General features: G+C 59.3%; 26 protein-coding genes. 11 read left to right on the plus strand and 15 right to left on the minus strand.

Translation table 11 applies throughout. The features are described 5' to 3' along the window. Positions 1–182 precede the first annotated feature (182 nt). The 3 genes from IG616_RS19180 to IG616_RS19190 form a co-directional block, all read right to left on the minus strand. Positions 183–947 carry an ABC transporter permease gene (locus tag IG616_RS19180; protein WP_192149906.1) on the minus strand — a complete coding sequence of 255 codons (765 nt, stop codon included), beginning with the start codon at positions 945–947 and terminating at the stop codon, positions 183–185. Then, entirely contained in the window at positions 944–1,735 is a 792-nt protein-coding gene (locus IG616_RS19185; RefSeq protein ID WP_192149908.1) for an ATP-binding cassette domain-containing protein, read from the minus strand. The genes IG616_RS19180 and IG616_RS19185 overlap by 4 nt, the downstream gene beginning before the upstream one ends. 67 nt (positions 1,736–1,802) lie before the next feature. Further along, positions 1,803–2,813, minus strand: a complete 1,011-nt coding sequence (locus tag IG616_RS19190) for an ABC transporter substrate-binding protein (RefSeq protein WP_192149910.1) — start codon at positions 2,811–2,813, stop codon at positions 1,803–1,805. Between the two features lie 372 nt (positions 2,814–3,185). Between IG616_RS19190 and IG616_RS19195 the strand changes: the two genes are divergently transcribed. The 4 genes from IG616_RS19195 to IG616_RS19210 all read left to right on the plus strand — a co-directional run bounded on the left by IG616_RS19195 (position 3,186) and on the right by IG616_RS19210 (position 6,826). Beyond that, positions 3,186–4,106, plus strand: coding sequence for a heme-dependent oxidative N-demethylase family protein (locus tag IG616_RS19195; RefSeq protein ID WP_209007776.1), 921 nt, complete (start codon positions 3,186–3,188; stop codon positions 4,104–4,106). Between the two features lie 139 nt (positions 4,107–4,245). Then, positions 4,246–5,613, plus strand: a complete 1,368-nt coding sequence (locus IG616_RS19200) for an ABC1 kinase family protein (RefSeq protein WP_192149914.1) — start codon at positions 4,246–4,248, stop codon at positions 5,611–5,613. 131 nt (positions 5,614–5,744) lie between these two features. Next, positions 5,745–6,026 carry an aa3-type cytochrome c oxidase subunit IV gene (locus tag IG616_RS19205; RefSeq protein ID WP_192149916.1) on the plus strand — a complete coding sequence of 94 codons (282 nt, stop codon included), beginning with the start codon at positions 5,745–5,747 and terminating at the stop codon, positions 6,024–6,026. Between the two features lie 131 nt (positions 6,027–6,157). Next, positions 6,158–6,826 (plus strand): pseudouridine synthase, encoded by a 669-nt coding sequence (locus IG616_RS19210; RefSeq protein WP_192150090.1) that lies wholly within the window; start codon positions 6,158–6,160, stop codon positions 6,824–6,826. Positions 6,827–6,848: 22 nt separating this feature from the next. On the opposite strand, the gene IG616_RS19215 is transcribed toward IG616_RS19210, so the two are convergent. Next, entirely contained in the window at positions 6,849–7,703 is an 855-nt protein-coding gene (locus tag IG616_RS19215) for a tetratricopeptide repeat protein (RefSeq protein ID WP_192149918.1), read from the minus strand. A gap of 181 nt (positions 7,704–7,884) precedes the next feature. After that, the gene (gene rpsU, locus IG616_RS19220; protein ID WP_192149920.1) at positions 7,885–8,112 is read right to left on the minus strand and encodes a 30S ribosomal protein S21; all 228 of its coding nucleotides are present in this window, start codon (positions 8,110–8,112) and stop codon (positions 7,885–7,887) included. Between the two features lie 369 nt (positions 8,113–8,481). On the opposite strand from rpsU, the gene IG616_RS19225 reads away from it, so the two are divergent. Then, positions 8,482–9,894 carry an MATE family efflux transporter gene (locus IG616_RS19225; protein WP_209007778.1) on the plus strand — a complete coding sequence of 471 codons (1,413 nt, stop codon included), beginning with the start codon at positions 8,482–8,484 and terminating at the stop codon, positions 9,892–9,894. 42 nt (positions 9,895–9,936) lie between these two features. Here the strand turns inward: IG616_RS19225 and IG616_RS19230 are convergent, their stop codons facing one another. The 3 genes from IG616_RS19230 to IG616_RS19240 all read right to left on the minus strand — a co-directional run bounded on the left by IG616_RS19230 (position 9,937) and on the right by IG616_RS19240 (position 11,872). Beyond that, positions 9,937–11,031 carry a 5-(carboxyamino)imidazole ribonucleotide synthase gene (locus IG616_RS19230; RefSeq protein WP_192149922.1) on the minus strand — a complete coding sequence of 365 codons (1,095 nt, stop codon included), beginning with the start codon at positions 11,029–11,031 and terminating at the stop codon, positions 9,937–9,939. Positions 11,032–11,069: 38 nt separating this feature from the next. Next, complete coding sequence (purE, locus tag IG616_RS19235; RefSeq protein WP_425504201.1) at positions 11,070–11,567, minus strand: 5-(carboxyamino)imidazole ribonucleotide mutase; 498 nt, start codon at positions 11,565–11,567, stop codon at positions 11,070–11,072. Positions 11,568–11,665: 98 nt separating this feature from the next. Then, positions 11,666–11,872: a YdcH family protein gene (locus IG616_RS19240; protein WP_209007780.1), complete on the minus strand. Its 207-nt coding sequence runs from the start codon at positions 11,870–11,872 to the stop codon at positions 11,666–11,668. A 370-nt stretch (positions 11,873–12,242) separates the two neighbouring features. On the opposite strand from IG616_RS19240, the gene IG616_RS19245 reads away from it, so the two are divergent. Beyond that, a complete protein-coding gene (locus IG616_RS19245) occupies positions 12,243–12,422 on the plus strand; it encodes a YdcH family protein (protein WP_192149924.1) in 180 nt (59 codons plus the stop codon). 135 nt (positions 12,423–12,557) lie between these two features. On the opposite strand, the gene IG616_RS19250 is transcribed toward IG616_RS19245, so the two are convergent. Together IG616_RS19250 and IG616_RS19255 are read right to left on the minus strand one after the other, a co-directional pair. Further along, positions 12,558–14,201: an acyl-CoA synthetase gene (locus IG616_RS19250; RefSeq protein WP_192149926.1), complete on the minus strand. Its 1,644-nt coding sequence runs from the start codon at positions 14,199–14,201 to the stop codon at positions 12,558–12,560. A 131-nt stretch (positions 14,202–14,332) separates the two neighbouring features. Further along, entirely contained in the window at positions 14,333–15,094 is a 762-nt protein-coding gene (locus IG616_RS19255; RefSeq protein ID WP_192150097.1) for a sulfite exporter TauE/SafE family protein, read from the minus strand. Between the two features lie 188 nt (positions 15,095–15,282). Between IG616_RS19255 and IG616_RS19260 the strand changes: the two genes are divergently transcribed. After that, positions 15,283–17,196: a propionyl-CoA synthetase gene (locus IG616_RS19260; RefSeq protein WP_192149928.1), complete on the plus strand. Its 1,914-nt coding sequence runs from the start codon at positions 15,283–15,285 to the stop codon at positions 17,194–17,196. A gap of 99 nt (positions 17,197–17,295) precedes the next feature. Then, complete coding sequence (locus tag IG616_RS19265) at positions 17,296–18,084, plus strand: glucose 1-dehydrogenase (RefSeq protein WP_192149930.1); 789 nt, start codon at positions 17,296–17,298, stop codon at positions 18,082–18,084. Positions 18,085–18,173: 89 nt separating this feature from the next. On the opposite strand, the gene IG616_RS19270 is transcribed toward IG616_RS19265, so the two are convergent. Further along, positions 18,174–19,985 carry an ABC transporter transmembrane domain-containing protein gene (locus IG616_RS19270; RefSeq protein ID WP_343072402.1) on the minus strand — a complete coding sequence of 604 codons (1,812 nt, stop codon included), beginning with the start codon at positions 19,983–19,985 and terminating at the stop codon, positions 18,174–18,176. A gap of 249 nt (positions 19,986–20,234) precedes the next feature. Between IG616_RS19270 and rpmE the strand changes: the two genes are divergently transcribed. Next, complete coding sequence (gene rpmE / locus IG616_RS19275; protein ID WP_192149934.1) at positions 20,235–20,459, plus strand: 50S ribosomal protein L31; 225 nt, start codon at positions 20,235–20,237, stop codon at positions 20,457–20,459. A gap of 223 nt (positions 20,460–20,682) precedes the next feature. Here rpmE and rcdA read toward each other — a convergent pair whose 3' ends face one another. Then, positions 20,683–21,213: a protease adaptor protein RcdA gene (rcdA, locus tag IG616_RS19280; protein WP_246476327.1), complete on the minus strand. Its 531-nt coding sequence runs from the start codon at positions 21,211–21,213 to the stop codon at positions 20,683–20,685. 407 nt (positions 21,214–21,620) lie between these two features. Then, positions 21,621–21,824: a DUF1192 domain-containing protein gene (locus IG616_RS19285; RefSeq protein WP_192149936.1), complete on the minus strand. Its 204-nt coding sequence runs from the start codon at positions 21,822–21,824 to the stop codon at positions 21,621–21,623. A gap of 395 nt (positions 21,825–22,219) precedes the next feature. Between IG616_RS19285 and IG616_RS19290 the strand changes: the two genes are divergently transcribed. Beyond that, positions 22,220–23,230: an NAD(P)H-quinone oxidoreductase gene (locus tag IG616_RS19290; protein WP_192149938.1), complete on the plus strand. Its 1,011-nt coding sequence runs from the start codon at positions 22,220–22,222 to the stop codon at positions 23,228–23,230. Between the two features lie 180 nt (positions 23,231–23,410). Continuing rightward, the gene (locus IG616_RS19295) at positions 23,411–24,136 is read left to right on the plus strand and encodes a DUF1013 domain-containing protein (RefSeq protein ID WP_192149940.1); all 726 of its coding nucleotides are present in this window, start codon (positions 23,411–23,413) and stop codon (positions 24,134–24,136) included. Between the two features lie 92 nt (positions 24,137–24,228). Here the strand turns inward: IG616_RS19295 and IG616_RS19300 are convergent, their stop codons facing one another. Together IG616_RS19300 and IG616_RS19305 are read right to left on the minus strand one after the other, a co-directional pair. After that, positions 24,229–25,260: a peptidoglycan -binding protein gene (locus tag IG616_RS19300; protein WP_192149942.1), complete on the minus strand. Its 1,032-nt coding sequence runs from the start codon at positions 25,258–25,260 to the stop codon at positions 24,229–24,231. A gap of 3 nt (positions 25,261–25,263) precedes the next feature. Continuing rightward, complete coding sequence (locus tag IG616_RS19305; RefSeq protein ID WP_192149943.1) at positions 25,264–26,253, minus strand: flagellar motor protein MotA; 990 nt, start codon at positions 26,251–26,253, stop codon at positions 25,264–25,266. Between the last annotated feature and the right edge of the window lie 198 nt (positions 26,254–26,451).

Consider the following 26,451-nt stretch of genomic DNA (forward strand, 5'->3'; position numbering starts at 1 on the left):
ATCTTTGGGAACAAGCTGATCGAGCGTCACAATCTCGAGCGCTGTCTGGGCGGGGCCGGGCTTCTTCAACATAAAGACACTGAATCAAAAACCACAAGCAAATGCTACGGGTTTGTCAGCAGTCTGAAACCCCGCGCAGCCATGCAGCGCGGGGTTTTTGTCTGGTTGAGCCGTTGGCTCGTTCAGGGCCGGTTTGCGCCGCGGTGGGCCCAGCCCGTCATTCTCAACTCGATCCAGGCCATGAGGGCGTACATAACGATCCCGAGCACGGCGAGAGCCACAAGGCCCGCCCAGACGAGCGGAACGTTGAACTGGGACTGTGCTGCCAGCATCATGTGGCCGATGCCGGAGTTGGCGGCAACGGTTTCGGAGATCACCGAGCCGACGAAGGCCAGAGTGATGGCAATCTTCAGGGAGCCGAAGAAATAGGGCATTGACCGGGGAATGCCGACCTTCAGCATGATGTCCAGCTTCTTCGCGCCAAGAGCGCGCAGCACGTCTTCCATTTCGGGTTCAATGGTCGCAAGGCCCGTTGCCACGTTCACGACAATTGGAAAGAAGGCGATCAGGAAGGCCGTGATCACGGCCGGGATCGTGCCAATTCCGAACCAGATCACCAGGATCGGGACCACGGCGACCTTCGGAACCGAGTTGAAGCCAATCATCAGCGGATAAAGCCCGGCGTAAACGGCTCTGCTCCAGCCAATTGCCAGCCCGAGCAACAGGCCTCCCACCACGGCAAGCCCGAAACCCAGCAGGGTCGTGAAGAGGGTTTGCAGCGAGTTCTTCCAGATCGGATGCCAGTACTGAATGAGCGAGGCGAAAATGTCCGTCGGCGCAGGCAGGATAAAGACCGGAAGCTTGAGGGCGGTCACCGCCAGCTGCCAGACAACGAAGAGCCCGATGGTCCAGAGCCAGGGGGCGGCCTTGATCCACTTGTCACTCATGCGGCTGCCCTCGCTTCTGCAATGTAGCCACGCAGTTCGTGGACGATGTCGTTGAAATCCGCCTCATAGGTCAGATAGATGGGACGGGGGCGGGGGAAGGTGATCTGCTTTTCCAGGATCACCCGTCCCGGACGGGCGCTCATGACGAAGACCCGGTCGGCGAGATAGACCGCCTCGCGCAGGTCATGGGTGACGAGGATGGTGGTGAAACCCTTTTCTGCGTGGAGATCCCGCATGACCTGCCACAGCTCTTCGCGGGTGAAGGCGTCGAGCGCGCCGAAGGGCTCATCCAGCATCAAGAGGGCAGGGTCGTGGATCAGGGCGCGGCAGAGATTTGCGCGTTGCTGCATGCCACCGGAAAGCTGCCAGGGAAATTTCTCACCAAAGCCCTTCAATCCGACCAGGGATAGAAGGTCCTCGGCCTTCTGCAGATAGGCGGACCGTTCCTTCGACAGTTTACGGCGGTGAGGCTGGACGATTTCCAGCGGCAGCATGACGTTCTGAAGCGTTGTGCGCCAGGGCAGCATGGAGGGGTTCTGAAACGCCATACCAGCCATGGAGACGGGGCCGTCGACTTCCTTGCCCGCGACTTCCACCGTGCCTGACTGGGGCCGCATCAGGCCCGTTGCCAGTTTCATGAGGGTGGACTTGCCGCATCCGGAGGGGCCGACGACCGCAGCGAATTCGCCTTTGCGGATCGTCATGTCCAGCCCGTCGAGGGCAAGGGTGCCGTCTGGGCCGCCGCCGTAGGTCAGGCGGATGTTGCGCAGGTCAACAAATCCGGACACGTGATGTTTCCTGTGTTTTGGGGAGATCCTCCCCGGCGCTGTGCCAGGGAGGTTTTCAATCTTCGGGTTATTTCACCATCCGCTCTTCGGCAGGCGGCAGGAAGCTCGGGTCGAAGACCTTTTCAGGGGCAGGCGGATGATCGCTGACGCCCATGGAAATCTTCAGGTAGTCCATGGACTTGGCGAGTTTTGCCATGTCCACACCACCAAAGCCGTTCGCTTTTACGGCTGGAGTGGCGATGGAATCATTCACGGCCATTGTGAGACGTTCCACTTCCACCGGCTCGCTCAGCACTTCGTTCCGCTTCATCACGTATGGGATGGCGGCGGCAGGATCCGCGATGGCGTCGAGATAGCCCTTCACCAGAGCTTTCACGAAGCCCTTCACGGCATCCGGATTTGCGGCGGCAAAGTCCGTGTTGACCATCACCACGTTGCCGTAGATATCGAGACCGTTCTCGGTCATGAGGATGACGGAGAGGTCGTCTTCCGGAACGCCCTGGGCCTTCAGGTTCAGGACGGAGGAGAAGGAGAAGCCGAAGATGCCGTCGACCTGGCCCTGAGCCAACATCGGTTCACGAACCGGGAAACCGACGTTTTCGATGGTGATACCGGAGGTGTCGATACCGGCAACCTCGGCAAAGGCGGGCCACTGGCCGAAAGCGGCATCCGGCGGCGGGGCGCCCAGCTTCTTGCCCGCGAGGGACTTCGGATCTTCCGTCACGCCAAGGCTTTTGCGGCCGATCACGGCGAGCGGCGGGCGCTCATAAGCCATCATCACGGCCTTGACCTTGAGGTCCGGTTCTTCGTCCATCAGCTTGATCAGCGCGTTGATGTCGCCGAAGCCCATCTGATAGGTACCGGTGGCCACCCGCGGAATGGACTCGCGTGAGCCGGCGCCGGAATCGATGGTGACGTCCAGGCCTTCGTCCTTGAAATAGCCCTTGTCGAGCGCGATGAAGAACGGAGCTGCCGGGCCCTCGAACTTCCAATCGAGCGTGAACTTGATTTCGGTGCCGGCGAAGGCCGATGTGGCTGACATCGCCAGGCCAACGGCCATTCCGATCAGATGACGCATGCTGTTCCCCTCTGGTTTTTCCAGTTTGTGACAGCGAGAGTGTTGGGAATATGCACAGGTTACAAGCACAATATTGTGCGTCTATTTTTTGGGCATTCCGGTGCCTAATCGATGGCCGTTTCCGGAAAATCCAGACAAAACAGGGCACTTTCAATCAAGCTGGTCTGACCAGATCGCTGGTGGATAAAAAATCGGCTCGCAATACGGGAAAGACATGGCCAGAATTGAGGCAGTCTCTTGCGTCATTCTACGGCTCCCGTCCGTAGAAACCCTGCCTTTTCAGGGACTTTTCTGGTCCCAGCGATTTTTCACGCTGGCTCTGAGGGCAGGATGGAGGAGGTCTTAGCCTCAGGTTTTTGGTTCGGAGCAGTCATGGCCTTTCTTCACACTCCCTATGATGGCTCAAAGCAGCCGTTTTCCGTCGGGCTTGAGCCTGCAGGGGAGGCGGAGTGGCTTGAGACGGATGAAGCCTTTTTGCCTCAGCTCGCCCGCAAGCAGGATCTTCTGGCCTCCGCGCGGGAGACGGTTTTCCAGGCAAAGGAAGATACGGTTGATGCCCAGAGGGAGGTGCTGGATCTGGTTGTTTCGAACCTGCGCAGCCGGCCGGATGCCTATCCTGACTGGAGCGGTGGTCTGCCTGTTCTGCGTCATGAAAACGGTGAGGCAGTGTTCGCAGGCGGTCCCGGCGAGCCGGAGCTTCTGACCGCGTCGCGGTTCATTCAGGAAGACCTGGTCCTGATGCGCAAGAGTGACGCTGGCTATTATCTTGCTGCCGCCTGTCTCTGTTTTCCTTCCTCCTGGTCTCTCGCAGACAAGTTCGGTCAGTCCATGCATGGCATTCACGAGCATGTGCCAGATTTCAACACTGGCCGCATGGGGCAAGTGGTTGCCCGGATTTTCCAGAATCTTCAGACCAGCCAGCTTCTCGCCCGCTACAACTGGTCGATTTACGACACACTGGAACTGCATCACCCCAAGCCAAAGAGCCTGTCACCGCAGATTTTGGATGGCAGTCTTGCGTCTCTCGGGGCTCTGTTCATCCGGGTGGAGCGGCAGACCTTGCGCCGGTTGCCGGGATCCGGAGATATCCTCTTCACCATCAAGATCCACCATGATCCGATCTCCCAGCTGCAACGCGACCCAAGGGGCTGTGCACTGGTAGGCAGCCTCAGAGAGCAGCTTCTCGGCCTTTCCGCCGATCAGCTTGCCTACAAGGGCTTGATGCCCTTCCGGGATGCGCTCGCAAGCGCCTTGTCCCGCATGGCGGCAGCTGAGTCTGAAGCGCTGGCCTGACGTTTTCCTCGAAAAACCGGTCAGTCCAATCCTGCGTATAGAAGCGTGCTGGTGGTGGGGTTCCAGGCACCCTACATTTGGCTTTGGATGGCCATGAGGCCGCGGATATCAGGATAGCCAGTTTTCAGGGAACCCATGCATGGCGCGCTACAAGGATAGGGAAAGCAACCGGCTGACGGCCCGGGTTGGGCGCTATGCGAGAGTGGGAACCAATGTCGGCGGCATTGCCGCCAAGATGGCGGGTGCCAGAATCTTCGGGATGGAGTTAGATAGCGGCAAGAATGCTGGCGAGTTGGCGGCGGCGCTGGGCGGGCTGAAGGGCCCTTTGATGAAAGTGGCGCAGCTTCTGTCGACCATTCCGGACGTGCTGCCGCCGGAATATGCCGAAGAGCTCTCAAAGCTTCAGTCCAACGCCCCGCCCATGGGATGGGCCTTCGTCAAACGCCGGATGCGAGCCGAACTTGGGGCTGATTGGCAAAGCCTGTTCGGGGCCTTCGACAAGGAGCCCGCGGCGGCTGCCTCGCTGGGTCAGGTCCACCGTGCGGCCAGTCTTGAAGGCACACCGCTTGCCTGCAAGCTGCAATACCCGGACATGGCCTCTGCCGTTGAAGCGGACCTGCAGCAGCTTCAGATCCTGCTGTCCCTCCATCGCCGGATGCAGAGCGCGCTGGATACGCGGGAGATCGGCAAGGAAATCAGCGCCAGGGTGCGTGAGGAGCTGGACTACAAGCGGGAAGCTGCGCACATGGCGCTTTACCGCCGGTTTCTGGAGCCCTCGCCCCAGGTGCGGGTGCCGCAGGTGGTGGACGGGCTCTCAACCGGCCGCCTGCTGACGATGACTTGGCTCGAAGGGGCTCCGCTTCTTTCTTATAAGTCGCATGATCAGCAGGACCGGAACCGGATCGCCGCTGCCATGTTCCATGCCTGGTGGCATCCCTTCAGCCATATCGGCGTCATCCACGGCGATCCGCATCTTGGTAATTACACCGTCTTTGAAGAGGAGGGGCGTCCAGCAGGGATCAACCTTCTCGACTATGGCTGCATCCGTATCTTTCCGGAAAGCTTCGTTGCGGGTGTGGTCGGCCTGTACCGTGGTCTTTTGGAGGGGGATGGCGAGCGGGTCGTCCATGCCTATGAGACCTGGGGCTTCAAGGGTCTGACCCGGGAGCTGATAGATGTTCTCAACATCTGGGCCCGGTTCATCTACGGACCGCTTCTGGATGACCGGACGCGCACGATTGCCGATGGGGTGAAGCCATCCGATTATGGCCGCAAGGAAGCTTTTACGGTCCACAAGGCGCTGAAGGAGCTTGGCCCCGTAACGGTGCCGCAGGAATTCGTCTTCATGGACAGGGCGGCGATCGGCCTGGGTGCGGTGTTCCTGCATTTGCAGGCAGAGTTGAATTTCTTCCGTCTTTTCAACGAGCAGATTGAGGGGTTTTCGGCAGAGGCCGTCGCCTTGCGCCAGAAGGAGGCCTTGCAGACAGCGGGATTGCAGGCGGGCTAGTTTGGCCCTAGGGCAGGCTTGCGGAATTTTTCCCGCACTCAGCGGAGAGAATTGCCGTCGCAATGATTGCCCAACCTCACCGGTTTATTGTAAAGACCGTGGCTGAAGTTTGTTTCGAACCGGGGGATAGCATGTCCAACGATACCGCATCTGCAATGGACTACAACGCCCATGAGCAGACCTACGAAGGTTTCATCAATTTCTCGAAGGTCGGCACCATCGCTGTCCTCAACATTGTTCTGTGCCTGATCCTGTTCGCTTTCGGTGGTACGGCTGCGACGGTTTTCGGCTGGCTCATGCTGATTGCAAACATCATTGCGACGGCTGTCGGTCTCGCCCTTGGCGAGAAGGGCTGGGTTGCTCCGGCTGGCGTTTTCGTGCTCAGCGGCCTTCTGGCTATCCTGACTGTTTGATCGGATTGAGCGCGCGGTCCGCCCGCTGCGCTTTCTGAAGCAGTCCATGAGGCTCCAGGTGCGGTCACCGCGCCTGGAGCCTTTGTTTTTGCGCGTTGCATTTGAGACCGGAGCGGGCGATACGCATGGCCATGGAAGACAACGGCCCCATTCCTTTCACCTATATGCCGCCAGAAGGCCCCCTGCAGGTTCTGCACGCGGACCATGAGATTCTTGTTGTGGTCAAGCCTTGCGGCTTGCTGAGCGTGACCGGCCGTGGGGAAGGGCGGGAGGATGCCCTGGCAACACGCGCGCCGCAGCTCTTCAAGGGCGCGCGGATCGTGCACCGGCTGGATCTTGATACGTCAGGTGTGATGGTGCTGGCCCGGACGGCGGAAGCGCACCGTCATCTCGGTCTTCAGTTCGAGCGGCGTCACACGGACAAGACCTATATCGCCCGTGTCTGGGGCACCGTTGCCGAGGATCTGGGAGAGGTCGATCTGCCGCTGGTCGTCGACTGGCCTAACCGCCCCAAGCAGAAAATCTGCCATGAGACGGGCCGCCGGGCGCTGACCAACTGGGAAGTGATTGCCCGGGAAGACAAGACCACCTTGATGCGTCTGAAGCCCGTAACCGGGCGTTCCCATCAGCTGCGCGTGCATATGCTCAGCCTCGGTCATCCGATCATCGGCGATCCGCTTTATGCGGAAGGTGAGGCTTTGGCCGCTTCTGCGCGCCTGCAGTTGCACGCCTATGATCTCACCATCCACCATCCGTCAGGCGGCGAGCGCCTGACGTTTGTTGCGGAATGCCCGTTCTGAGCCTTGCCTGAAACTTGCGAGCTCAGCGCTTGCCGCGGTCGATACGGGACAGGCCCTCGCGGGCCAAATCGTTGGAACTGTCCAGCGTCAGAGCCTTGCTGTAATTCCGCCGGGCGTCATTGGTCTTGTTGTTCATTTCAAGCGCAACGCCACGGTTTGCCCAGGCCACGGACGAATTCTTGTCCAGATTGATGGCAACCGTCAGGTCTTCCAGCGCGGCGTTCGGGTCATTGATGGCCAGATAGGAAATGCCACGGGCGGTGTAGGGCTCGTTTGCATTGGGATTCAGGCCGATGGCGATGGAGAAGTCCTCAATCGCCTGCTGGTGCTGCCCTTGCGCCTGATAGATCAGTCCTCTGTTGAAGAAGGCTCGGGCGTCGCCGCTGTTCTCGGCGATTGCGGCGTTGAAGTCCTGCAGGGCCTGCGGAAACTGGCCCAGTTCGCGGTAGGCATTGCCGCGTCCAACAAGTGCAATATCGTAATTGGGCTTCAGGTTCAGCGCGCTGCTATAGTCCTGGATCGCGGCCTGAATGTTGTTCTGGCGGCGGCGGACAAGAGCACGGTTGGCGTAGGCCTGATAGGAATTGGGATCCAGTTGCAGGGCGGTGCCGAAATCCTGGACGGCAAGGTCGAGCTTGCCGGCCTGGCCGTATGCGATGCCGCGGGTGTTATAAGCCGAGGCGTCGCGTGGATTGGCTTCCACAACAGCTGTCAGGGAGGAAATGTTGGCTGCCGAACCGACTGCGCTGTCGAACGGTGTGTCTTCATAGCTGGAGGACTGACAGGCTGTCAGAAGCGTCAGTCCGAGAATTGCTGGAGCGATTCTGCGTGCGGATGAATGCCACTTGTCGAGGATACGCTTGCGGTTCTGATGCATTAGCCTGCCTGATGTTCTTTCTGTGTCTCGTCCAGAATAGACCAACCCGCCCGTGAGGTCAGCCATTGACCGGCCTGTTCAGCATCCGGATTTAGATACCTTAAAACACGAAATGCCGACCGTTGTTACGGTCGGCATTTCTGCGTCTCCAAAAAAGGAGGAAGAGCTCGGCGCTCGCTGATTAGCGGCCGCCAGAGCGGCCCAGCACAAGGCCTTCACGCTGTGCGCGCTTGCGGGCAAGCTTGCGTGCGCGGCGAACGGCTTCAGCCTTCTCACGAGCCTTCTTGACGGACGGCTTTTCGAAGTGGCCGCGAAGCTTCATTTCGCGGAACACGCCTTCACGCTGCAATTTTTTCTTGAGCGCCTTGAGCGCCTGATCGACGTTGTTGTCGCGAACCAGAACCTGCACGCGTCTTAATCCTGTTCTGTGACGGACCGCGGCAAGCGCGACCGTATCTCTGCCTGAATGGAAATGAACCGCGCCTCAAAACCGTCTAGCTATTTTCCGCAGTCTTCCGCGGAAAACTCCGGGGAAAGAGACAAGCAGATCATGCCGCCGCCGATGCGTCGCTCACTTTGGCGGGGGTCTTACCAGAAGGCCCGCGCCTTGTCCATAATCAAAAGCCCGGATTTCCGCTTCTTGTGAGCCGTTTTTAGCCCCGTGGGCGCTAGCGAAAGTGAGTCAGGGTAGCAAAACACCTCTGGACACACCTGCTGAGTAGAAATAGGTCTGGTTGCGCATCATGCGCGTCCCTCCCAATCCACAAAGGATCTTCCCGTGCCAGTTCCGGCCGACACTGAGACATTTGCCGAGCGGACCGTACGGGTCTGGCGCAGTGATATCAGGCCGACCTTGTCACTGGGCTTGCCTCTGGCCGGCGCGCAGCTTGCTCAAATTGCCATCAACGCGACCGACGTGCTGATGATCGGCCGTTTGGGTGCGGAAAAGCTGGCGGCGTCTGTTCTGGCCTTCAACATGTACGTTCTGATGTGGTTCTTCGGTATGGGAATCATCCAGGCCGTGATTCCCCTTGCTACACAGGCTCGCGGGCGGCGCGACCTTCGCCAATTGCGCCGTGTTGTGCGGATGGGGCTATGGGTGGCTTTTCTCTATTGTGTCCCGGCGCTGGTTGTCCTGCATTTCGCCGAAGAAGTTCTGGTTTTCCTTGGGCAGGATCCGGTGCTCGCCAAGCTCGCGGGCGGATACATGGACTGGCTGAAATGGACCATCCTGCCGTCCTTGGTTTTGTTCGCCTTGCGGGCTTTTCTGACGGTCATGGAAAAGTCTCAGGTCGTCCTGTTCGCTACGATCACCGGAGCGCTTGCCAATGCAGTCTTCGATTATCTGCTGATTTTTGGTGAACTCGGGTTTCCGAAACTCGAACTGGCCGGAGCAGGGATTGCGTCGGTCGGCAGCTCACTGGCAACCCTGTTGTTCCTCTTCGTATATACCCTGAGGCATCGCCGCCTGCGGCGTTATTCCTTGTTCGGACGTCTTTGGCGGCCGGACTGGCAAGTGCTCGCCCAGATTCTGAAACTCGGGCTCCCGATTGCGGTGACGATCGTTGCTGAAGGCGGATTGTTCACGGCGTCTTCGATCCTCATCGGCTGGCTCGGAACCTTGCCGCTGGCAGCCCACGGGATCGCGCTGCAAATCGCGTCCATCACCTTCATGGTGCCGCTTGGAATCAGTCAGGCGGCCTTGACCCGTGTTGGCCTTGCGGCAGGCCGCCGGGATCTTGGGGGCGTCGGCCGGGCGGGCTGGACGGCGCTGGCGGTGGCGGAGATCTTCATGTTCCTCTGCGCGGTCACTTTCTGGGTGATTCCGGAGACACTGATTTCCTTGTATCTGGATTTCTCCAATCCCCAGTCTCAGGAAGTTCTGAGTCTTGCGGTGACGTTCCTGGCTGTGGCCGCGATCTTTCAGATTGCAGATGGCGCGCAGGCCATTGGAACCAACATCCTGCGTGGCCTCGGTGATACCACCGTGCCGTTGATCTATGCCCTGTGCGGGTACTGGATCATCGGCATCAGCCTGTCTCTTGGTCTGGGATTCTGGGCCGGATGGGGCGGGGCGGGTGTCTGGAGCGGATTGGCCGGAGGGCTGGCCACGGTCGGGGCGCTAACCCTTATCCGGTTCTACCGGCGCGAGACGCTGTGCCTGATCAAGGCGGCGCCTGCAGGCCGCTAACGTCGCCGGTTCTTCGAGACAGACAGAGACAGAAAACCGCGCTCAGGTTGAGCGCGGTGTGATCCGGTTGACGTGGCCCATCTTGCGGCCCGCACGGGCTTCGGCCTTGCCGTAGAGATGCAGGCGGGCATTGGCCTCGGTCAGGATCTGCGGCCAGCTATGGCAGTCATCTCCGATGAGGTTTTCCATCACAACGTCGGAGTGGCGCTCTGCCGAACCGAGTGTCCAGCCCGCGACCGCGCGGATGTGCTGTTCGAACTGTGACGTCAGGCAGGCGTCGTCCGTCCAGTGGCCGGAGTTGTGCACGCGCGGTGCGATTTCATTGACCAGGAGGGTCTCGGCATCACCGGTTCCGCTCAGGAACATTTCAACGCCCATGACGCCGACATATTCCAGAGAGGAGGCAATCCGGATCGCCATCTCCCGCGCCTTGGCAGCCGTCCCGGCAGAGACGTTGGCAGGCACGGTCGAGGTCTTCAGGATGTGATGCTCGTGGTGGTTCTCGGCAAGGTCATAGGCGCTGCAAGCGCCATCGATGCCACGGGCGACAATTACCGAAACCTCGCGGTCAAACGGGATCAGCCGTTCCAGAACTGCGGGCACGCGGCCGATCTTGTCGTACGCCCCCCGCGCGTCCGCAGCGGAGCGGATCATGACCTGACCCTTGCCGTCATAGCCGAAGCGGCGGGTTTTCAGGACGCCTGTTCCGCCGAACAGTGTCAGGGCTGCTGCGAGATCCTCATCGCTGTCGATTGTGGCGTAGTCGGCAAGAGCCACGCCGCTCGCCCGCAGGAATTCCTTTTCGTGGAAACGGTCCTGGGAGACTTCAAGGGCCCGCACGCCGGGGCGGACGGGAAGACGGGAGGCTAGATGCATGGCCGTTGCGCCGGGAACGTTTTCGAATTCGTATGTCACGACGGCGCAGGAGGAGGCAAAGGCATCCAGTGCCGACACATCGTCATAGGGGGCGATCGTATATCCGGCAGCGACGTCAAAGGCAGGACTATCCGGATCGGGACAGAAGATATGGGTCTTGAGTCCCAGGCTGGCAGCGGCGAGCGCGAGCATGCGGCCAAGCTGTCCGCCTCCCAGTATGCCAACCGTGTCTCCGGGGCGCAGGCGGGCGTCGTCAGTCATGGCCACGGTTTCTTGCTCCAAGTCAGTGTTGTGTGCGTTCAGGCCGGATCGTTGACCGGGCGCTCGGTGACGGCGGCCGTCCGCCCAGTGCGGAAGGCTTCAAGGGCCTTGTCGATGTCAGGATTCATCAGGGCCAGAACGGCGGCGGCAAGCAGGGCCGCGTTGGTCGCGCCCGCCTTGCCGATCGCAAGCGTCCCGACCGGAATGCCACCCGGCATTTGAACGATGGAAAGAAGACTATCCTGCCCGGAGAGGGCCCGGCTTTCAACCGGCACACCGAAAACCGGCAATATGGTCAAGGCTGCAACCATGCCCGGCAGGTGGGCGGCACCGCCGGCGCCAGCTATAATCACCTTGAATCCCTCGGACTTCGCGGACTTTGCAAAGTCATACATCCGGTCAGGGGTGCGGTGGGCGGAAACGATGCGGGCGTCATAGGCAATGCCCAGTTCATCCAGCACGTCGGCAGCATGCTTCATTGTGGGCCAATCGGATTGGCTGCCCATGATGATTGCGACGTCGGCGTTTGCCACGATTTATCCCCCGGTTTCCACAGGCCTTCAGAAGGGCGCGAAGTATAGGCATGAGCGGGTGCCATGCAAGGGTCTTGTGAGGATATGACAGAGTTGCCGTGTCAGGCGATGATATCCGGATGCAGCTGGTCTTCGAGCGCCGTGATCCGGTCCTTGATCTGCAGCTTCTTTTTCTTAAGGCGCTGCAATTGAAGGGCATCCGCGCTGCCCGATGCACTCAAGGCCTGAACGGCGGCGTCTAGATCCCTGTGCTCCTGCCGCAATTGGGCCAGTTCCATCCTCAGGGGCGTATCATCCGAAGCTGCCATCAACTGTTCCCGAAACTGCACCGCCCACCGGCTGTCCATAGCAAGAATAAACCGCACAGTCATGATGTCTAAAGACTGCTACAGGCCAATTTGCACTGATAGAATAAAGGGATGACACAGACCCGTTTCAGACGCAAATCCTCAGCGTCAAAACGGTGGGCAGAAAGGGTTCGCAAGCGGGGGGCGCGGCCTCAGCCTGACGGCACACTACGTCTAATATGTAGGTATGTTTTTAGGCTTTTCTAAGGGTATTTCGCGCTTTTTATCTAAGGCAGCAAATAAATCTCCCAAGGCCCATTTCAGCAATCGACAAGCCTCAAATTTGTGTGGCAACATCTTCCTGTTTGAGCCAACAGACAGGAGGACATCCATGTCAATGCAGTCGCATCTCGCAGAACTCGAACGCCGCCATGCGGCTTTGGAACGCAAGATCGAAGACGCGTTACTCCATCCGAGTACGGACTCCCTGGAACTGGCAGAAATGAAACGCCGCAAGCTCATGCTCAAGGACGAAATCAAGCGGCTTCAAGGTGACCCCACCATTCACTGATTGAACGCATCCGGCGGGTATGAGAGGTCGTCCTCTCGTTGCCCGCCTTATGATAAACGCCGTGTCTGCAAGGACACGGCGTTTTCGTTTGGGTGTCTTTGAAGGTGCCAGACAGACAGTGGCGCGATGTCTGGTTCAAAGTGCCTTTGCCTGCTCGCGGAGTGCAAACTTCTGGATTTTGCCGGTCGAGGTCTTCGGGAGCTCGCAGAAGACGATGGTCTTCGGTGTCTTGAAGCTTGCAAGATGCTCCCGGCAGAAAGCCAAAAGGGTTGCCTGATCCAGATTTGATCCGGCCTTAAGTTCAACGAAAGCGCAAGGGGTCTCACCCCATTTGTCATCGGGCCGGGCAACGACTGCTGCGGCCTGGACATCCGGGTGCTTGTAGAGCACTTCCTCCACCTCAATGGAGGAGATGTTCTCACCACCGGAAATGATGATGTCCTTGGAGCGATCCTTCAACTGAATATAGCCGTCCGGATGCAGAACCCCGAGGTCTCCAGAGTGGAACCAGCCGCCCGCAAAGGCTTCCGCTGTTGCTTCCGGATTCTTCAGATATCCCTTCATCACGACATTGCCGCGGAACATAACCTCGCCCATGGTCACACCATCAGCTGGAACCGGCTCCAGCGTCTGGGGATCAAGGACGGTCAAGCCTTCAAGCGCCACGTAGCGCACGCCCTGCCGGGTCTTCTTCGCGGCTTGATCGGCAAGCGGAAGGGCATCCCATTCCTGTTTCCAGTCATTGACGACCGCCGGCCCATAGACTTCCGTCAGACCGTAGAGGTGGGTGACGTTGAAACCGGCGCCCTTCATGGCCGCGAGAACGCTCTCTGGCGGAGGAGCTGCAGCAGTGAAAAACTCCACGGACTGGTCCAGCTCCCGTTTGTCCTGAGGGGCGGTGTTGAGCAGGGTCGACATGATGATCGGGGCACCGCACAGATGGGTGACGCCTTCATCAGCGATCAGGTCCCACATGGTCTTGGGACGGACCCACCTCAGGCAGATATGGGTTCCGGCGACCACCGAGATCGACCAGGGAAAGCACCAGCCATTGCAGTGAAACATCGGCAGGGTCCACAGATAGACCGGATGTTTTGTCATGGAGGCGGTCAGGATGTTGGCCTGGGCCAGCAGATAGGCGCCGCGGTGATGATAAACGACACCCTTGGGGTTTCCGGTCGTGCCGGACGTATAATTGAGGGCGATGGCATCCCACTCGTCTGCGGGCAGCGACCAGTCGAAATCAGCATCTCCGCTTTGGACGAAGGCCTCGTAATCAAGCGTGCCAAGCCTTGAGCCCTCCTGGGGAAACTCAGGATCGGAATAGTCGATGACAAGGGGCCTTACCTTTGCCAGGGCAAGCGCTTCCTGCATGACGGGTGAGAATTCACGGTCCGTGATCAGGACCTTGGTTTCCGCATGGTCGAGCTGGAAGGCAATGACAGCGGCATCCAGGCGGGTGTTGAGCGAATGCAGCACCGCGCCGGCCATGGGCACGCCATAGTGAGCCTCTAGCATGGGCGGAACGTTGGACAGCATCACCGAGACGGTGTCGTTCTTTCCGACGCCTGCATGAGTCAGAGCAGAAGCCAATTGACGGCTGCGGGCATAGAACTCCCAGTAGCTGGTACGCTGGCGGCCATGCACGATGGCGATGTGGTCCGGGAAGACATCGGCAGCCCGCGCCAGAAAGCTCAAGGGGCTGAGGGGTGCATAGTTCGCGGCCGTCTTCTCAAGGCCAGTCGTGTATGGATTGGGGCTTTCGCTGGTGAGGCCCATGTCCGCTTCCTCCCGTTCGTCAACGGCGACATGAAAACTGCAAATGCGTCAATCTGCAACGCGTCATTCGGCTAGGTGTGCCTGTGGGGGGAGAGAAACGGCCTTGCTCGGGACAAAAAGCCTTTTCAGCCTCACAGTATGCTGGCTGCGCCGTCCCAGATCAGTTTGATGCCGACGGCAACCATCACCGTATAAATGATGCCGTAAAAGGCCTTCTGCTTGACGATCTTCACGAGTTTTACACCGGCAAGGGTCGCAACGGGAGCAAGAGGCAGGAGAACCAGAGACGTTTCCAGATTGGTTGCATCGAACTGGCCGAGCAGAAAATAGGGAACGAGCTTCACAGCGTTCACGACGCTGAAAAAGATCACTGCAGTTCCGGCAAAAAGCGTCGGCGCAAGCCGGAGCGGCACCATGTAGAGCTGGAACGGAGGGCCGCCCGTGTGGCTGACAAAACTCGTGAAGCCCGCGATCAGTCCCCAGAACGTGCCTTTGGGCAGGTTGTGCTGACTCGCCCCGACGGTACGGTGGCGCTTAAGTAGGTAGTCGGCGACGAAGAGCAGGGACAGACAGCCCACGAGCAGCCGGACGAATGCCTCGTTCACGAGGGCGGCCGTGGCCCAGCCCACACCAATGCCAGCTATGGCGGCAGGCAGCAGGATGGTGAGGCTGCGCTTGTCCGCGTGACCCTTATAGGCAAGCAGGCCGACAATATCCATGACAACCAGAATGGGGAGCATGATGCCTGCGGCCTGAACCGGCGAGATCACCAGCGCCATCAGGGGTACGGCCAGCATCGCGAAGGAACCGCCGAAGCCGCCTTTGGACAGGCCTGCAAGCAGCACCGCCGGAATCGCGGCTGCATAGAACATTGGATCGGCGATGGGATGCATGAAACTCGCACCGGCAAGGTGGCAGAAGGGAGCTGCACTCAACCACGCGGGCAGGCCTACGTAAAGACCCTTCCCCTTCGAATGTCTTATGGCGCGGCTCTTGCGCGGCAAGCTGCGGTTGCCGCAATCTGCAGCCATGAAAATGCCGCCGCAGGAGGGGTGCGGCTGCCGGAGGAGGAGCAACGCCAATGTCGAGCCGGTACGCGGAAACATACAAATCCTGGAAAGAGGATCCTTTCGGGTTCTGGAAGGCCGCAGCCTCGAAAATCGACTGGATCCGGACGGGGGAGCAGGTTTTCGATCCCGAGTCAGGCCCCTATGGCCGCTGGTTCCCGGACTGGGAGTGCAATACTTGCTACAATTGTCTCGACCGTCATGTGGAACGTGGCCGTCCGGGCCAGCCCGCTCTGATCTATGACAGCCCGATTACCGGCAAGAAGGCGGTCTATTCCTATCAGCAGCTGCTGGACAAGGTCGTCGCCTTGTCTGCCGTTTTGCAGGACCAGGGGATCGGCAAGGGCGACAGGGTCATCATCTATATGCCGATGGTGCCGGAAGCTGCGATGGCAATGCTTGCCTGTGCCCGGATCGGCGCAATCCACTCGGTCGTCTTTGGCGGTTTTGCCGCGCATGAACTTGCCACCCGGATCAACGATGCCACCCCGAAAGCGATTATTGCTGCTTCATGCGGGATCGAACCCGGCCGTGTGATCGCTTACAAGCCGCTGATCGATTCCGCGATCGAGCAAGCAAGTCATAAGCCCGATTGCTGTCTTGTGTTCCAGCGCGAGCAGGCAGAGGCAAACCTCATCGAGGGGCGGGACCATGATGCCGGTGCGCTGATGGCGGCGGCGGAAGCAGAAGGGCGTGAGGTTCCCTGCGTTCCGGTCAAGGCGACTGATCCGCTCTATATTCTCTATACATCCGGAACGACGGGGCAGCCCAAGGGCGTGGTTCGCGACACGGGCGGCCATATGGTGGCTCTCAAATGGTCGATGGAGAACCTTTACGATATCCAGCCGGGAGAGGTTTTCTGGGCCGCCTCTGATGTCGGCTGGGTGGTTGGTCACTCCTACATCGTTTACGCACCGCTGCTGCACGGCTGCACGACAGTGGTGTTCGAAGGTAAACCGGTGGGAACGCCTGATGCGGGTGTTTTCTGGAGGGTCATTTCCGAGCACGATGTCGTGTCGCTCTTCACGGCGCCGACGGCCTTCCGGGCGATCCGGAAAGAGGACCCGGATGGGAAGCTGATTGCTGAATACGACCTGTCCCGCTTTAGAGCGCTCTTTCTGGCCGGGGAACGGGCTGACCCTGACACCGTGCAATGGGCAGCCGATCAGCTTCAGGTGCCCATTGTTGATCACTGGTGGCAAACGGAGACCGGCTGGTGCATCGTCGGCAATCCGCTCGGCTTGGGGAAACTGCCAGTCAAACCAGGTTCTCCGACGGTCCCGATGCCGGGGTATGACGTGCAGATCCTGGATGACGGGGGGCATCCGCTTGGGCAAGGAGCACTGGGCAATATTGTCATCAAACTGCCGCTTCCCCCAGGGTGCCTTCCGACCTTGTGGAATGCGGAAAAGCGTTTCTTCGATGCCTATCTCAATGATTTCCCGGGCTATTACAAAACATCTGATGCAGGGATCATCGATGCCGACGGCTATCTGTCGATCATGTCGCGGACGGATGACATCATCAACGTCGCAGGGCACAGGCTCTCGACCGGCGCGATGGAAGAGGTGCTGGCAACGCATCAGGATGTCGCCGAATGTGCGGTTATCGGCATAGCGGATCAGCTGAAGGGTCAATTGCCCTGTGGATTTGTCGTGCTGAAGTCTGGCGTGAATCGCCCGCATGAAGAGATCGAAAAGGAACTGATCGGTCTTGTGCGAAACCAGATTGGACCTGTTGCCGCCTTCAAGATCGCGATCACCGTGGACCGTCTGCCCAAGACGCGTTCGGGTAAGATCCTGAGGGCGACCATGCGTCAGATCGCCGATGATGAGAGCTACAAGATGCCCGCGACAATCGACGATCCGGCGATTCTGGAGGAGATCACGCTTGCTCTCAAGCAGCACGGCATTATCAAAAGGGCCTGAGGGCGCCGTCTAAAACGGCGTCGACAGGCTGGGGGGAAGCTCTTATGGTCAGGGCCGCCGCTTCGGCGGTCCATTTTTTGACAGGCCAAGAGGTTTTCTGTGACCCTGAAGAACAAGGTTGCCATCGTTACTGGCTCTGCACGCGGTATCGGTTTTGCCATCGCGAAGCGTTTCGTGGAGGAAGGTTCGAAGGTCATCATGTCCGACGTGGATGACGATGCCGGACAGGCAGCGCAAGAGGAACTCGCCGCCCTTGGGGAGGTGACCTACATCCACTGCAATGTGGCGGAACGTCTAGATGTCCGCAACCTGATCGCCGGAACGCTGAACGCCTATGGCGATATCGATATTCTGGTCAACAATGCCGGGATCGTTGCAGGCGGGGACTTCCTGGACCTGGATATCGACGACTTTGACCGGGTTCTGAACGTCAACCTCAGGGGCACTTTCCTGTGCTCCCAGGCCGTCGCCCGGCATCTGGTGGAGAAGGTGGAAAACGGCGGAGAGCCGGGAACCATCATCAACCTGTCGTCGATCAACTCGGTTCTCACAATTCCCGGCCAGCTGCCTTATTGCGTTTCCAAGGGGGGTGTCGCCCAACTGACCAGGACGGCGGCGGTTGCTCTGGCCCCCTATGGCATTCGGGTGAACGCGATCGGTCCCGGATCCATCATGACGGATATGCTGTCTGCTGTGAATAGCGATCCGGCTGCCCGTGCCCGCGTTTTGTCCCGCACGCCGATGGGGCGTGTTGGTGAACCCTCTGAAATTGCGGGGATTGCCGTGTTCCTGGCGTCTTCCGATTCCAGCTATGTCACCGGCCAGACCATTTTCGCCGATGGTGGGCGGCTGCCGCTCAATTACACGGTTGATGTGCCCGAGGCCTGAGCCTAGGGACCAGAAGTTCTTAAATGAAAAACCCCGGGGCCTGTTGAGGCTCCGGGGTTTTGTTTTGAGTCTGGAACCTGGCGCAGGCCTCAGGCTGGAGCCACGGCCTTTTCAGCTTCTGCATGTGCCGTGTCGAATTGCAGGCGGGCCAGCTTCGCGTAAAGGCCATTGGCCGCCACAAGATCCCGGTGTGTGCCGGTCTCCACGATGCGGCCATCTTCCATCACGACGATCCGGTCTGCCTTGAGCACGGTCGCAAGACGATGGGCAATAACCAGTGTCGTGCGGCCTTTCATAAGCCGGTCCAGCGCTCCCTGAACAAGATGCTCGCTCTCGGCATCCAGGGCGCTTGTTGCCTCGTCCAGGAGCAGCACGGGTGCATCGCGCAGAATGGCACGGGCGATTGTCAGGCGCTGTTTCTGTCCGCCGGAAAGGGTCACGCCACGCTCCCCGACCATTGTATCGTAGCCTTTGGGCAGGGCCATGATGAAGTCATGAGCGGAGGCTGCCCGGGCTGCTGCCTCAATTTCGTCTCTGGAAGCGCCGGTCCGTCCGAAAGCGATATTCTCCGCAATTGTCTCGGCGAAGATTGCGGCGTCTTGCGGCACGAGCGCGATGTTGTGGCGCAGATCCTGCGGATCCAGGTCCTTCAGATTGATGCCATTGAAGTTTACGGAGCCGCTAACCGGATCATAGAAGCGGGTCAGAAGGTGGAACAGCGTCGACTTGCCTGCGCCGGAAGGGCCAACCAAGGCCACCGTTTCACCCGGCTGGATGGTCAGGCTGACATCCTTGAGCACAGGACGGTCAGCTGCGCCCTGATAGGAGAAGCTGGCGGACTGGAACTCGATCGGCGCGCTATGAGCATCTGGTAGCTGCTTCGGGTGGGCTGGGACATCGATCTCCGGCTGGATCTCCAGAAGCTCAGCCAGCCGCTCGGCGGCACCTGCGGCGGAGGACAGCTCGCCCCAGATTTCGGAAAGCGTCGCAAGTGATCCGGCGGCCAAGATGGAATAGAGCAGGAACTGGCTCAGTTCGCCGCCGGTCATCTTTCCGGCAAGAACGCTGTTTGCACCGATCCAGAGAACGGCAACAATGCTTGCGCCGATGATGAAGATGGCAAAGCCGGTGAGGAAGGCGCGGGCGAGGGTGGCTGTTCGGGCGGCATGGAAGGCAGTGTCTGCCGCTGCTGCGAACCGGGCGGAGGCCGCAGTCTCCTGGGTGAAGGCCTGAAGGATCCTCACGGAGGAGAGCATTTCGCCGGCATAGGCTGCGCTGTCGGCCAGCGTGTCTTGGGCGGCTCTCGAGCGCTTGCGCACCTTGCGGCCAAAGCCGATGAGCGGAAGCAGGATGACGGGGATCGCCGCAAGGACAATAACCGACAGATGGGGACTGGTGATCACCATCATGATGGAGGAGCCGATGCACATGACCAGATTGCGCATCGCCTGCGACGCGCTGGCCCCGAAGGCGGATTTGATTTGTGTCGTGTCCGCGGTCAGCCGCGACAGGATTTCGCCGGAGCGGGACTTGTCGTAAAAAGAAGCGCTGAGACGGGTGAGGTGCGAGAAAACATCGGAGCGCAAATCCGCGACGACCCGCTCCCCGATCCACATCACCAGAAAATAGCGGATGGCGCTGGCGGCGGCGAGCGCTGCGACAACCCCGAGCAGCATTCCGAAATAGGAGTTGATCAGGCCCGGGTTGTCCCCGCCGAACCCCTGGTCGATCATCCGCCGCACGGCGGTCGGCAGGATCAGGGTGAAGACCGCGGCTGCGACCAGGGCGGTCAAGGCCATGAATGTCATGGCGCGGTAGCGCTTCAGATAGGGCAGAAGCCTTGCAAGAGGCCTCAGGCTGCGGCGGGTTTGGATGTTGTCCGGCGTTTGGCGGCGGGCCACTGTATCGTTCCACGTTCTTCTGTTTCTAGGACCGTTGATAGACTTGAGGGATCGGGCGCGAAAAACCAAGGACTAAAATGCCGCGGGGGATTCACATTGGCCCCTTGTTTCGTGCCGCTTCATGCGGTATAGCCCCTCCACATGTTTCTGGGGCTGCGTCCGGATTTGGATCGGCGGCCCTTTGTTTCGTTTGCACCTGACTGTTGTCCCGCCAGGAGCGGACCGGAAAGGCGCAGGAAAGGACCGGCCATGAAAACGGATATTCATCCCGATTACCACACCATCAAGGTTGTCATGACCGATGGTACCGAATTCTTCACCCGCTCCACGTATGGCGCGGAAGGCGACACTCTGGCTCTGGACATTGATCCGCAGTCCCATCCGGCATGGACCGGTGGCGACCGCCAGATCATGGACCGTGGCGGCCGTGTTTCCCGCTTCAAGAACAAGTTCGCTGGCTTCCTGGGTTCCTAATCGGATCCAGCCGTTCCGGCCTTGTTTCAAAGACCCAGCTTCGGCTGGGTCTTTTCGTTTGTGCTGAATTGAAATTGCTGCGCTGGTATCGCTTCAGGGCGGGAGACTGGCGCGAATTGGCACAGCCGGTTTGGGATGGGATTGGGCCGGCAAGAGCGAACAAAGAAAAAGGGCCGCCCGGTTGGAGCGGCCCTTTTTGTGGGGGCTGCAAAATGGCACGGGCTTAGCCCATCCGGCCAAAGGCTGCCTGAAGCTGTCCCAGCTGAAGTGCGACCGGATTGTCGTCCGCTTCGATGACCGGAGAGGAACGGTAGAGCATTTCGTCCAAATGCACGACCCGCTCCTGAAGGCGGATGGAACGGCTGATCAGGTCGCGCAGGCTCTCGGGCAGATCGTTCCAGGCGGTGCTTTCAACGGAGCTGCTAAGACGGTCAAGGCGAACCTTGTTCTTCTCGCTGCTGGCCTGGTCCTTGGACATTTCACCTTCGTTCACAGCTCGCTGGAGCAGAAGCCAGGAGGCCAGCTGCATCAGGCGGGTGGTGAGCCGCATCGACTCGGTTGCGTAGGCAAGGGAGGCCGGGCGGTCCAGATTTTTGGATTCCTTGCGGCCATCTCCATCGAGATAGAGAGCCGTCTCTTCCACAAGGGACATTCCCTCCTGAAACAGGCTCTGGAAATTGTCGGAACTGGCCAGGCGAAGAGCAAATGCGACCGGCTCTGCGCGTTCATCCATATAGGTGGGCTTGTCAGTCATCGATCCGCTACGCCTTTAAGCTTCTTGTTTCACCATGCCGGCAGTCCCCTTAGACAATCGGGCACTTGACGAGACAAAGGTCCGTTGAGTGTTTCATGCCGGGACGCTGCGGCGCCTGTGCAACGAAATTTGCAAGCCGCGTGCCAGTTCTTGGCGATCAGCCGTCCGTTCTTGATCAGGAAGATACAGGGACGGTCTGCGAAAAAAAAGAGCCGCAACGGATGCGGCTCAGAGTCATTAACAGGGAGGCGTCAAACAGAGTGGACAGGAGCCACTCAAGATCCAGATGACTGGATAAATATGGTTATCGCGTAGAAAGCTTAATGATCAGTAAAATTCATGAAAATTGTACTGAATCTGTTCCGAATAGGGACGTAATGCATTCGCTGATGCTTTTATTGGCATAATTAACTAGGTGGTTTCCCGAAAAAAGCATTGGCTGCGTCCCTGACTTTACTCTTTTGGGACAGGACCTCTTCGGTACGGAGAATCTCCTGCTTCAGGGTTTCGACCCGCTCGGCGAGCTCCTGTTCGGAAAACCGGCTGAGATCTTCGCCCGCAGTGACGGGATTCCCGGCGGTCATTTTTCTGGGGGTTTCTTCCTCGAACATGCGTTCCTCCTGTCTGAGCAGGACTTTCATCCTGTTTCTTTGCCTGATTCCAGTTTGCCGGCCTGCGCGCGATTGTCTGATTCAGGTACACACCAGGGTGTGGACCCATAAATTTGAAGGCAATGGCGCGTCAACTGGCCGAGACAAGGCAAGGCGGGTGGCGAAAAGCGGGCTTTATGCCCGGTTGAGACGCTCAACGCTGCCTTTCACATCCAGTTGCGCGTCCGGCAAGGATTTGGCGAATTCGTCCGGCTACAGCGTTGCAAGACTTTGAAAGCCATAAGGCTTCCTGCAGTCTTGCGCCTTGTATCCAAACAAATTCGCTCAAACCATTGCCTTCAAATTTATGAGTCCACACCCTAGATCTGTGTGATCTGCAAATGGAGATCAAGGCCATGACGAGCTTGCCCGAGAAGATGAATGTTGTCGCCATCACTGCGCCTGGTGGGCCGGACGTTCTCGGTGTGGAGCAACGCTATGTGCCTGCCCCGCTCGGGGAGGATATTCTGATCCGCGTTGAAGCCGCGGGTGTGAACCGTCCGGATGTCCTCCAGCGCATGGGAGCCTATCCGCCACCGAAAGGGGCATCTGATCTGCCCGGGCTTGAGGTTAGCGGTACGGTGGTGGACCGGGGCGTGAATGCGGCGAAGTTCCAGATCGGCGACAAGGTTTGCGCGCTGGTGGCTGGGGGCGGCTATGCGGAGTATTGCAAGGTCCATGAGGGGCATGCCCTTCCGGTGCCGGAAGGATTGAGCATGGTGGAAGCTGCTGCGCTTCCCGAAACTTTCTTCACGGTCTGGAGCAATGTCTTCGATCGCGTCGGCCTCAAGGCAGGAGAGCGTTTTCTGGTTCATGGCGGCACGTCCGGAATTGGCACAACGGCCATCCAGCTGGCAAAGGCGTTTGGCGCGGAAGTGTTCACGACCGTTGGTTCCGAAGACAAGCTGGCAGCCGTGAAGGCGCTGGGCGCGGATCATGCGGTGAACTACAACAAGACCGACTTTGTTGAGCACTTCCTGGAAGTGACCGGCAAGGAAGGCATTCACGTCATTCTGGATATGGTCGGCGGTGACTATGTCGAGAAGAACTGGAAGGTGGCAGCTATCGAAGGCCGTATCTGCCAGATAGCGACCCTGAATGGCACCGCGGAAGAAGTGAACTTCTCCCGCCTGATGATGAAGCGGCTGATCCACACTGGCTCGACTCTTCGGCCACGTGATGATGCCTTCAAAACCGCAATCGCTGAGTCCCTGCGTGCGCAAGTCTGGCCGCTAATCGAGGCGGGGAGAATCAGACCGGTGATGGATTCAACCTTCCCGCTCGAACAGGCGGCTGAGGCGCACCGGCGCATGGAAAGTTCCGGGCACATCGGCAAAATCGTGCTGACGGTCGGGGCCGGTTCCTGAGCCATCCGGCAATCGCTTTGATGACTCAGGGGCTTCTGCGAATTCAGGGGGCGCATGAGCGTGAGCAATTGCGTTCGTCCGCAGATAAATGTATAAGATCACCTATCCCCCATCATTTTTGAATGGATCTTTGCTTTTTCGCCTTGCCGGGCGAGGGGGCTGACAGGAGGAATTTGACCGATGGCGAACACGCCGCTGATGCCGAAGGCAACTGCCGTCTGGCTTGTCGACAATACCGCTTTGAGCTTCACGCAGATTGCGAATTTCTGCAAACTGCATCCGCTCGAAGTGAAGGCGATTGCTGATGGTGAAGCCGCTCAGGGCATCAAGGGTCTTGACCCCATCCTGACCGGCCAGCTTTCCCGTGAAGAGCTTGAAAAAGCGCAGAACGATCCGAACTATCAGCTGAAGCTGCATACTTCGAAGGTTGTCGTTCCGGAATCCAAGCGCAAGGGCCCGCGTTATACGCCGGTGTCCCGCCGTCAGGACCGTCCGAACGCGATTCTCTGGCTGGTGCGTAACCATCCGGAACTCAAGGACACCCAGATCATCCGTCTCGTCGGCACCACCAAGCCTACCATCGCGGCCATCCGCGAGCGTACCCACTGGAATTCGTCGAACCTGACACCGTCCGATCCGGTTACCCTAGGTCTGTGCAGCCAGCTCGAGCTGGACATTGAGGTCGAAAAGGCCGCCAAGAACGCGCCGATCCGTCCGGAAGCCGATTACGAGACCTTGATGCCGGTGGACGAAACCACCAGCGAGGATGCCATCGCTGCCGCTTTCACCATGGACACAAGCCGTCCTGTGAAGGAAGAGGAAGAAGAGTTCGACGCGGACGCAGTCTTCGCGAAGCTCAACTCCCTGAAGTCCTCATCCCGCAATGAAGACGAAGACGACGTCTAAGCGGACGGACCGTTTCAGGATCTGAACAGAGAAAGCCCCGGAAGTCCTCATGGATTTCCGGGGCTTTTCTTAATGCTTGCCTGACGGGGAGGTCAGCGTTCGGTCAGTTTCAGCTCAATCCGGCGGTTGCGGGCAAGCGCCTCGGGCGAATCCCCCTCCTCCAGAGGCTGGAACTCACCAAAGCCCGCAGCCACGAGCCGCTTCGGATCGACACCCTTGGAAATCAGATAGCGGACCACGGAAATTGCGCGGGCGGCGGAAAGCTCCCAGTTGTTGCGCAGGCGCCCGGAACCGGACAGGGGCCGGGCATCGGTGTGGCCATCGACACGCAGGACCCAGTTGATTTCGTCTGGTATTTCCTCGCTGAGCTCCAGGATTGCCTGGGCCAGCTTGTCCAGCTCCTTCTGCCCTTCCGGATTGACCTCTTCCGAGCCGGAGGAAAACAGAACTTCGGACTGGAAGACGAAACGGTCGCCCACGACGCTGATGTCGGAGCGCTGAGACAGGATTTCGCGCAGGCGGCCAAAGAAGTCCGACCGGTAGCGGGACAGTTCCTGTACCCGCTGCACCAGAGCGGCGTTCAGCCGGCGGCCAAGGCTGGCGATCTTTGTCTGGCTTTCGCTTTCCTTGGCTTCGGCTGCTTCCAAGGCGGCATTGGCTGCGGAGATCTGGCGGCGGAGGGCCGCGATCTGCTGGTTCAGAAGCTCGACCTGCGCAAGGGCGCGCTGGGAGACCTGTTTTTCTTCGTCCAGAATGGTTTCCAGCTGGGCGGCACGTCCGCCGGCAGCTTCTGCCGCGCCGCTGTTGCTGTCGAGCAGGCCTTGCAGACGGTTGCGTTCATCCGTTGCCGAGCTGAGGCTTGCTTGCAGTCCCTGGATGGTTTCTTCCAGATTGCTGCTGTTCGCCCGCTCCATGGACAGCAGCTCGGTCAGCTCGCTGATCTGGGCGTTGAGGCGGTTCAGCACCGTGTCGCGGCCGGACAGCTGCTGGCTCAGGAAAAACTGGGCGAGCATGAAGATGGACAGCAGGAAGATGATGACGAGAAGAAGGGTCGCCATGGCATCCACGAAGCCCGGCCAATAGTCGGTGCCCTGCTGTCGGCGTCTGGATCGCCAGCTCGACATGGCTTACCCCTTGGCCCGGTCGAAGGCTGCAGAAATCGACGCCAGAAGGGTCTCGACCCGTTTCTGCTGCTCTCCCTGCTGCTCCGCCCAGTCGCGCATCATCTGCTGTTCGGAGCGCACATGCTTGACGAGTCCCTGGATGCCTTCGGCAAGGTTCGACATGGCTTGTGCGGCATTCTTGCTGGATCCGTCTTCCAGCGTCTTTTGCAGCTGGGCGAGAGACGCCTGGATTTGCTCGGTGTTGGAGGAGGGGACGGACATGACCGGACCGTCTTCCGGTTCGATGTCGGTGACGGTTGATAGCCAGTCCTCCAGCTCGTTGTAGAAGCGGTTCTGCGCCTGTCCGGCCTGAAGGTCGAGGAAGCCAAGCACGAGGGAACCGGTCAGACCGAAGAGCGAGGACGAGAAGGCCGTGCCCATGCCGGAAAGCGGGGCTTCGAGACCAGCCTTCAGATCCTCGAAGATCACGCCTGCATCGCCAGAGCCCACATTCAGCGACTGGATCGTCTGGCCAACGGCGGTGATGGTCTGCAGCAGACCCCAGAAGGTGCCGAGAAGGCCGAGAAACACGAGAAGTCCGGTCAGATAGCGGGAGATCTCGCGCGATTCCTCAAGGCGCATGCCGATAGAATCGAGGATTGAGCGGGCTGTCATCGGCGTCAGCGCCATTTCCCCGACCTTGTTGCCCAAAAGCGTCGCCATGGGTGCGAGCAGGACGGGCGACCGGGTGTCGAGGCCAGGATCCCCAATGCGGAAGCTGTTGACCCAGGAGATTTCGGGGAAGAGCCTGATAACCCTGCCGAACAGCAGGAGAACGCCAAGCCCGGCCACGAAGATGATCAGACCGTTCAGGCCGGGGTTGCTCATGAAAGCGACCGAGATCTGCCGGTAGAGAATGAAGGCGATGAAGGAAACGATCACCAGGAAGATGATCATGAAAGAGAGATATGCCTTCGGACTGGACAGACTGTAGGGGTCGTAATCGCGTGCCATGAGTCGCCATCTATCGCCTGTTGAACGTCCTGAATTGATAGCGTGATTTCCCGAGGCATGGAAACCGTTAATCAGGGTTTTACCAATTCCTCTTGCGCTGTGGCCTATCGGGTACGGCTATTGGGGCAATTGAATGGCTGGGGCCAGAAAACAAAAAAGGCGAACGTTTCCGCCCGCCTTTTGAGAATACAAGTCTTC

This window comes from Roseibium litorale (genome assembly GCF_014842915.1).
Lineage (GTDB): Bacteria > Pseudomonadota > Alphaproteobacteria > Rhizobiales > Stappiaceae > Roseibium > Roseibium litorale.

Coding starts and splice junctions, on each gene's coding strand:
- IG616_RS19200 (WP_192149914.1), top strand. CDS start 4,246: ATGGCGCGCTACAAGGATAGGGAAAGCAACCGGCTGACGGCCCGGGTT.
- IG616_RS19255 (WP_192150097.1), bottom strand. CDS start 15,094: ATGCATCCCATCGCCGATCCAATGTTCTATGCAGCCGCGATTCCGGCG.
- IG616_RS19230 (WP_192149922.1), bottom strand. CDS start 11,031: ATGACTGACGACGCCCGCCTGCGCCCCGGAGACACGGTTGGCATACTG.
- IG616_RS19250 (WP_192149926.1), bottom strand. CDS start 14,201: ATGGGCCTCACCAGCGAAAGCCCCAATCCATACACGACTGGCCTTGAG.
- IG616_RS19245 (WP_192149924.1), top strand. CDS start 12,243: ATGTCAATGCAGTCGCATCTCGCAGAACTCGAACGCCGCCATGCGGCT.
- IG616_RS19205 (WP_192149916.1), top strand. CDS start 5,745: ATGTCCAACGATACCGCATCTGCAATGGACTACAACGCCCATGAGCAG.
- IG616_RS19215 (WP_192149918.1), bottom strand. CDS start 7,703: ATGCATCAGAACCGCAAGCGTATCCTCGACAAGTGGCATTCATCCGCA.
- IG616_RS19295 (WP_192149940.1), top strand. CDS start 23,411: ATGGCGAACACGCCGCTGATGCCGAAGGCAACTGCCGTCTGGCTTGTC.
- IG616_RS19300 (WP_192149942.1), bottom strand. CDS start 25,260: ATGTCGAGCTGGCGATCCAGACGCCGACAGCAGGGCACCGACTATTGG.
- IG616_RS19180 (WP_192149906.1), bottom strand. CDS start 947: ATGAGTGACAAGTGGATCAAGGCCGCCCCCTGGCTCTGGACCATCGGG.
- rpmE (WP_192149934.1), top strand. CDS start 20,235: ATGAAAACGGATATTCATCCCGATTACCACACCATCAAGGTTGTCATG.
- IG616_RS19195 (WP_209007776.1), top strand. CDS start 3,186: ATGGCCTTTCTTCACACTCCCTATGATGGCTCAAAGCAGCCGTTTTCC.
- IG616_RS19240 (WP_209007780.1), bottom strand. CDS start 11,872: ATGGCAGCTTCGGATGATACGCCCCTGAGGATGGAACTGGCCCAATTG.
- IG616_RS19260 (WP_192149928.1), top strand. CDS start 15,283: ATGTCGAGCCGGTACGCGGAAACATACAAATCCTGGAAAGAGGATCCT.
- IG616_RS19305 (WP_192149943.1), bottom strand. CDS start 26,253: ATGGCACGCGATTACGACCCCTACAGTCTGTCCAGTCCGAAGGCATAT.
- IG616_RS19210 (WP_192150090.1), top strand. CDS start 6,158: ATGGAAGACAACGGCCCCATTCCTTTCACCTATATGCCGCCAGAAGGC.
- rcdA (WP_246476327.1), bottom strand. CDS start 21,213: ATGACTGACAAGCCCACCTATATGGATGAACGCGCAGAGCCGGTCGCA.
- IG616_RS19190 (WP_192149910.1), bottom strand. CDS start 2,813: ATGCGTCATCTGATCGGAATGGCCGTTGGCCTGGCGATGTCAGCCACA.
- IG616_RS19285 (WP_192149936.1), bottom strand. CDS start 21,824: ATGTTCGAGGAAGAAACCCCCAGAAAAATGACCGCCGGGAATCCCGTC.
- IG616_RS19290 (WP_192149938.1), top strand. CDS start 22,220: ATGACGAGCTTGCCCGAGAAGATGAATGTTGTCGCCATCACTGCGCCT.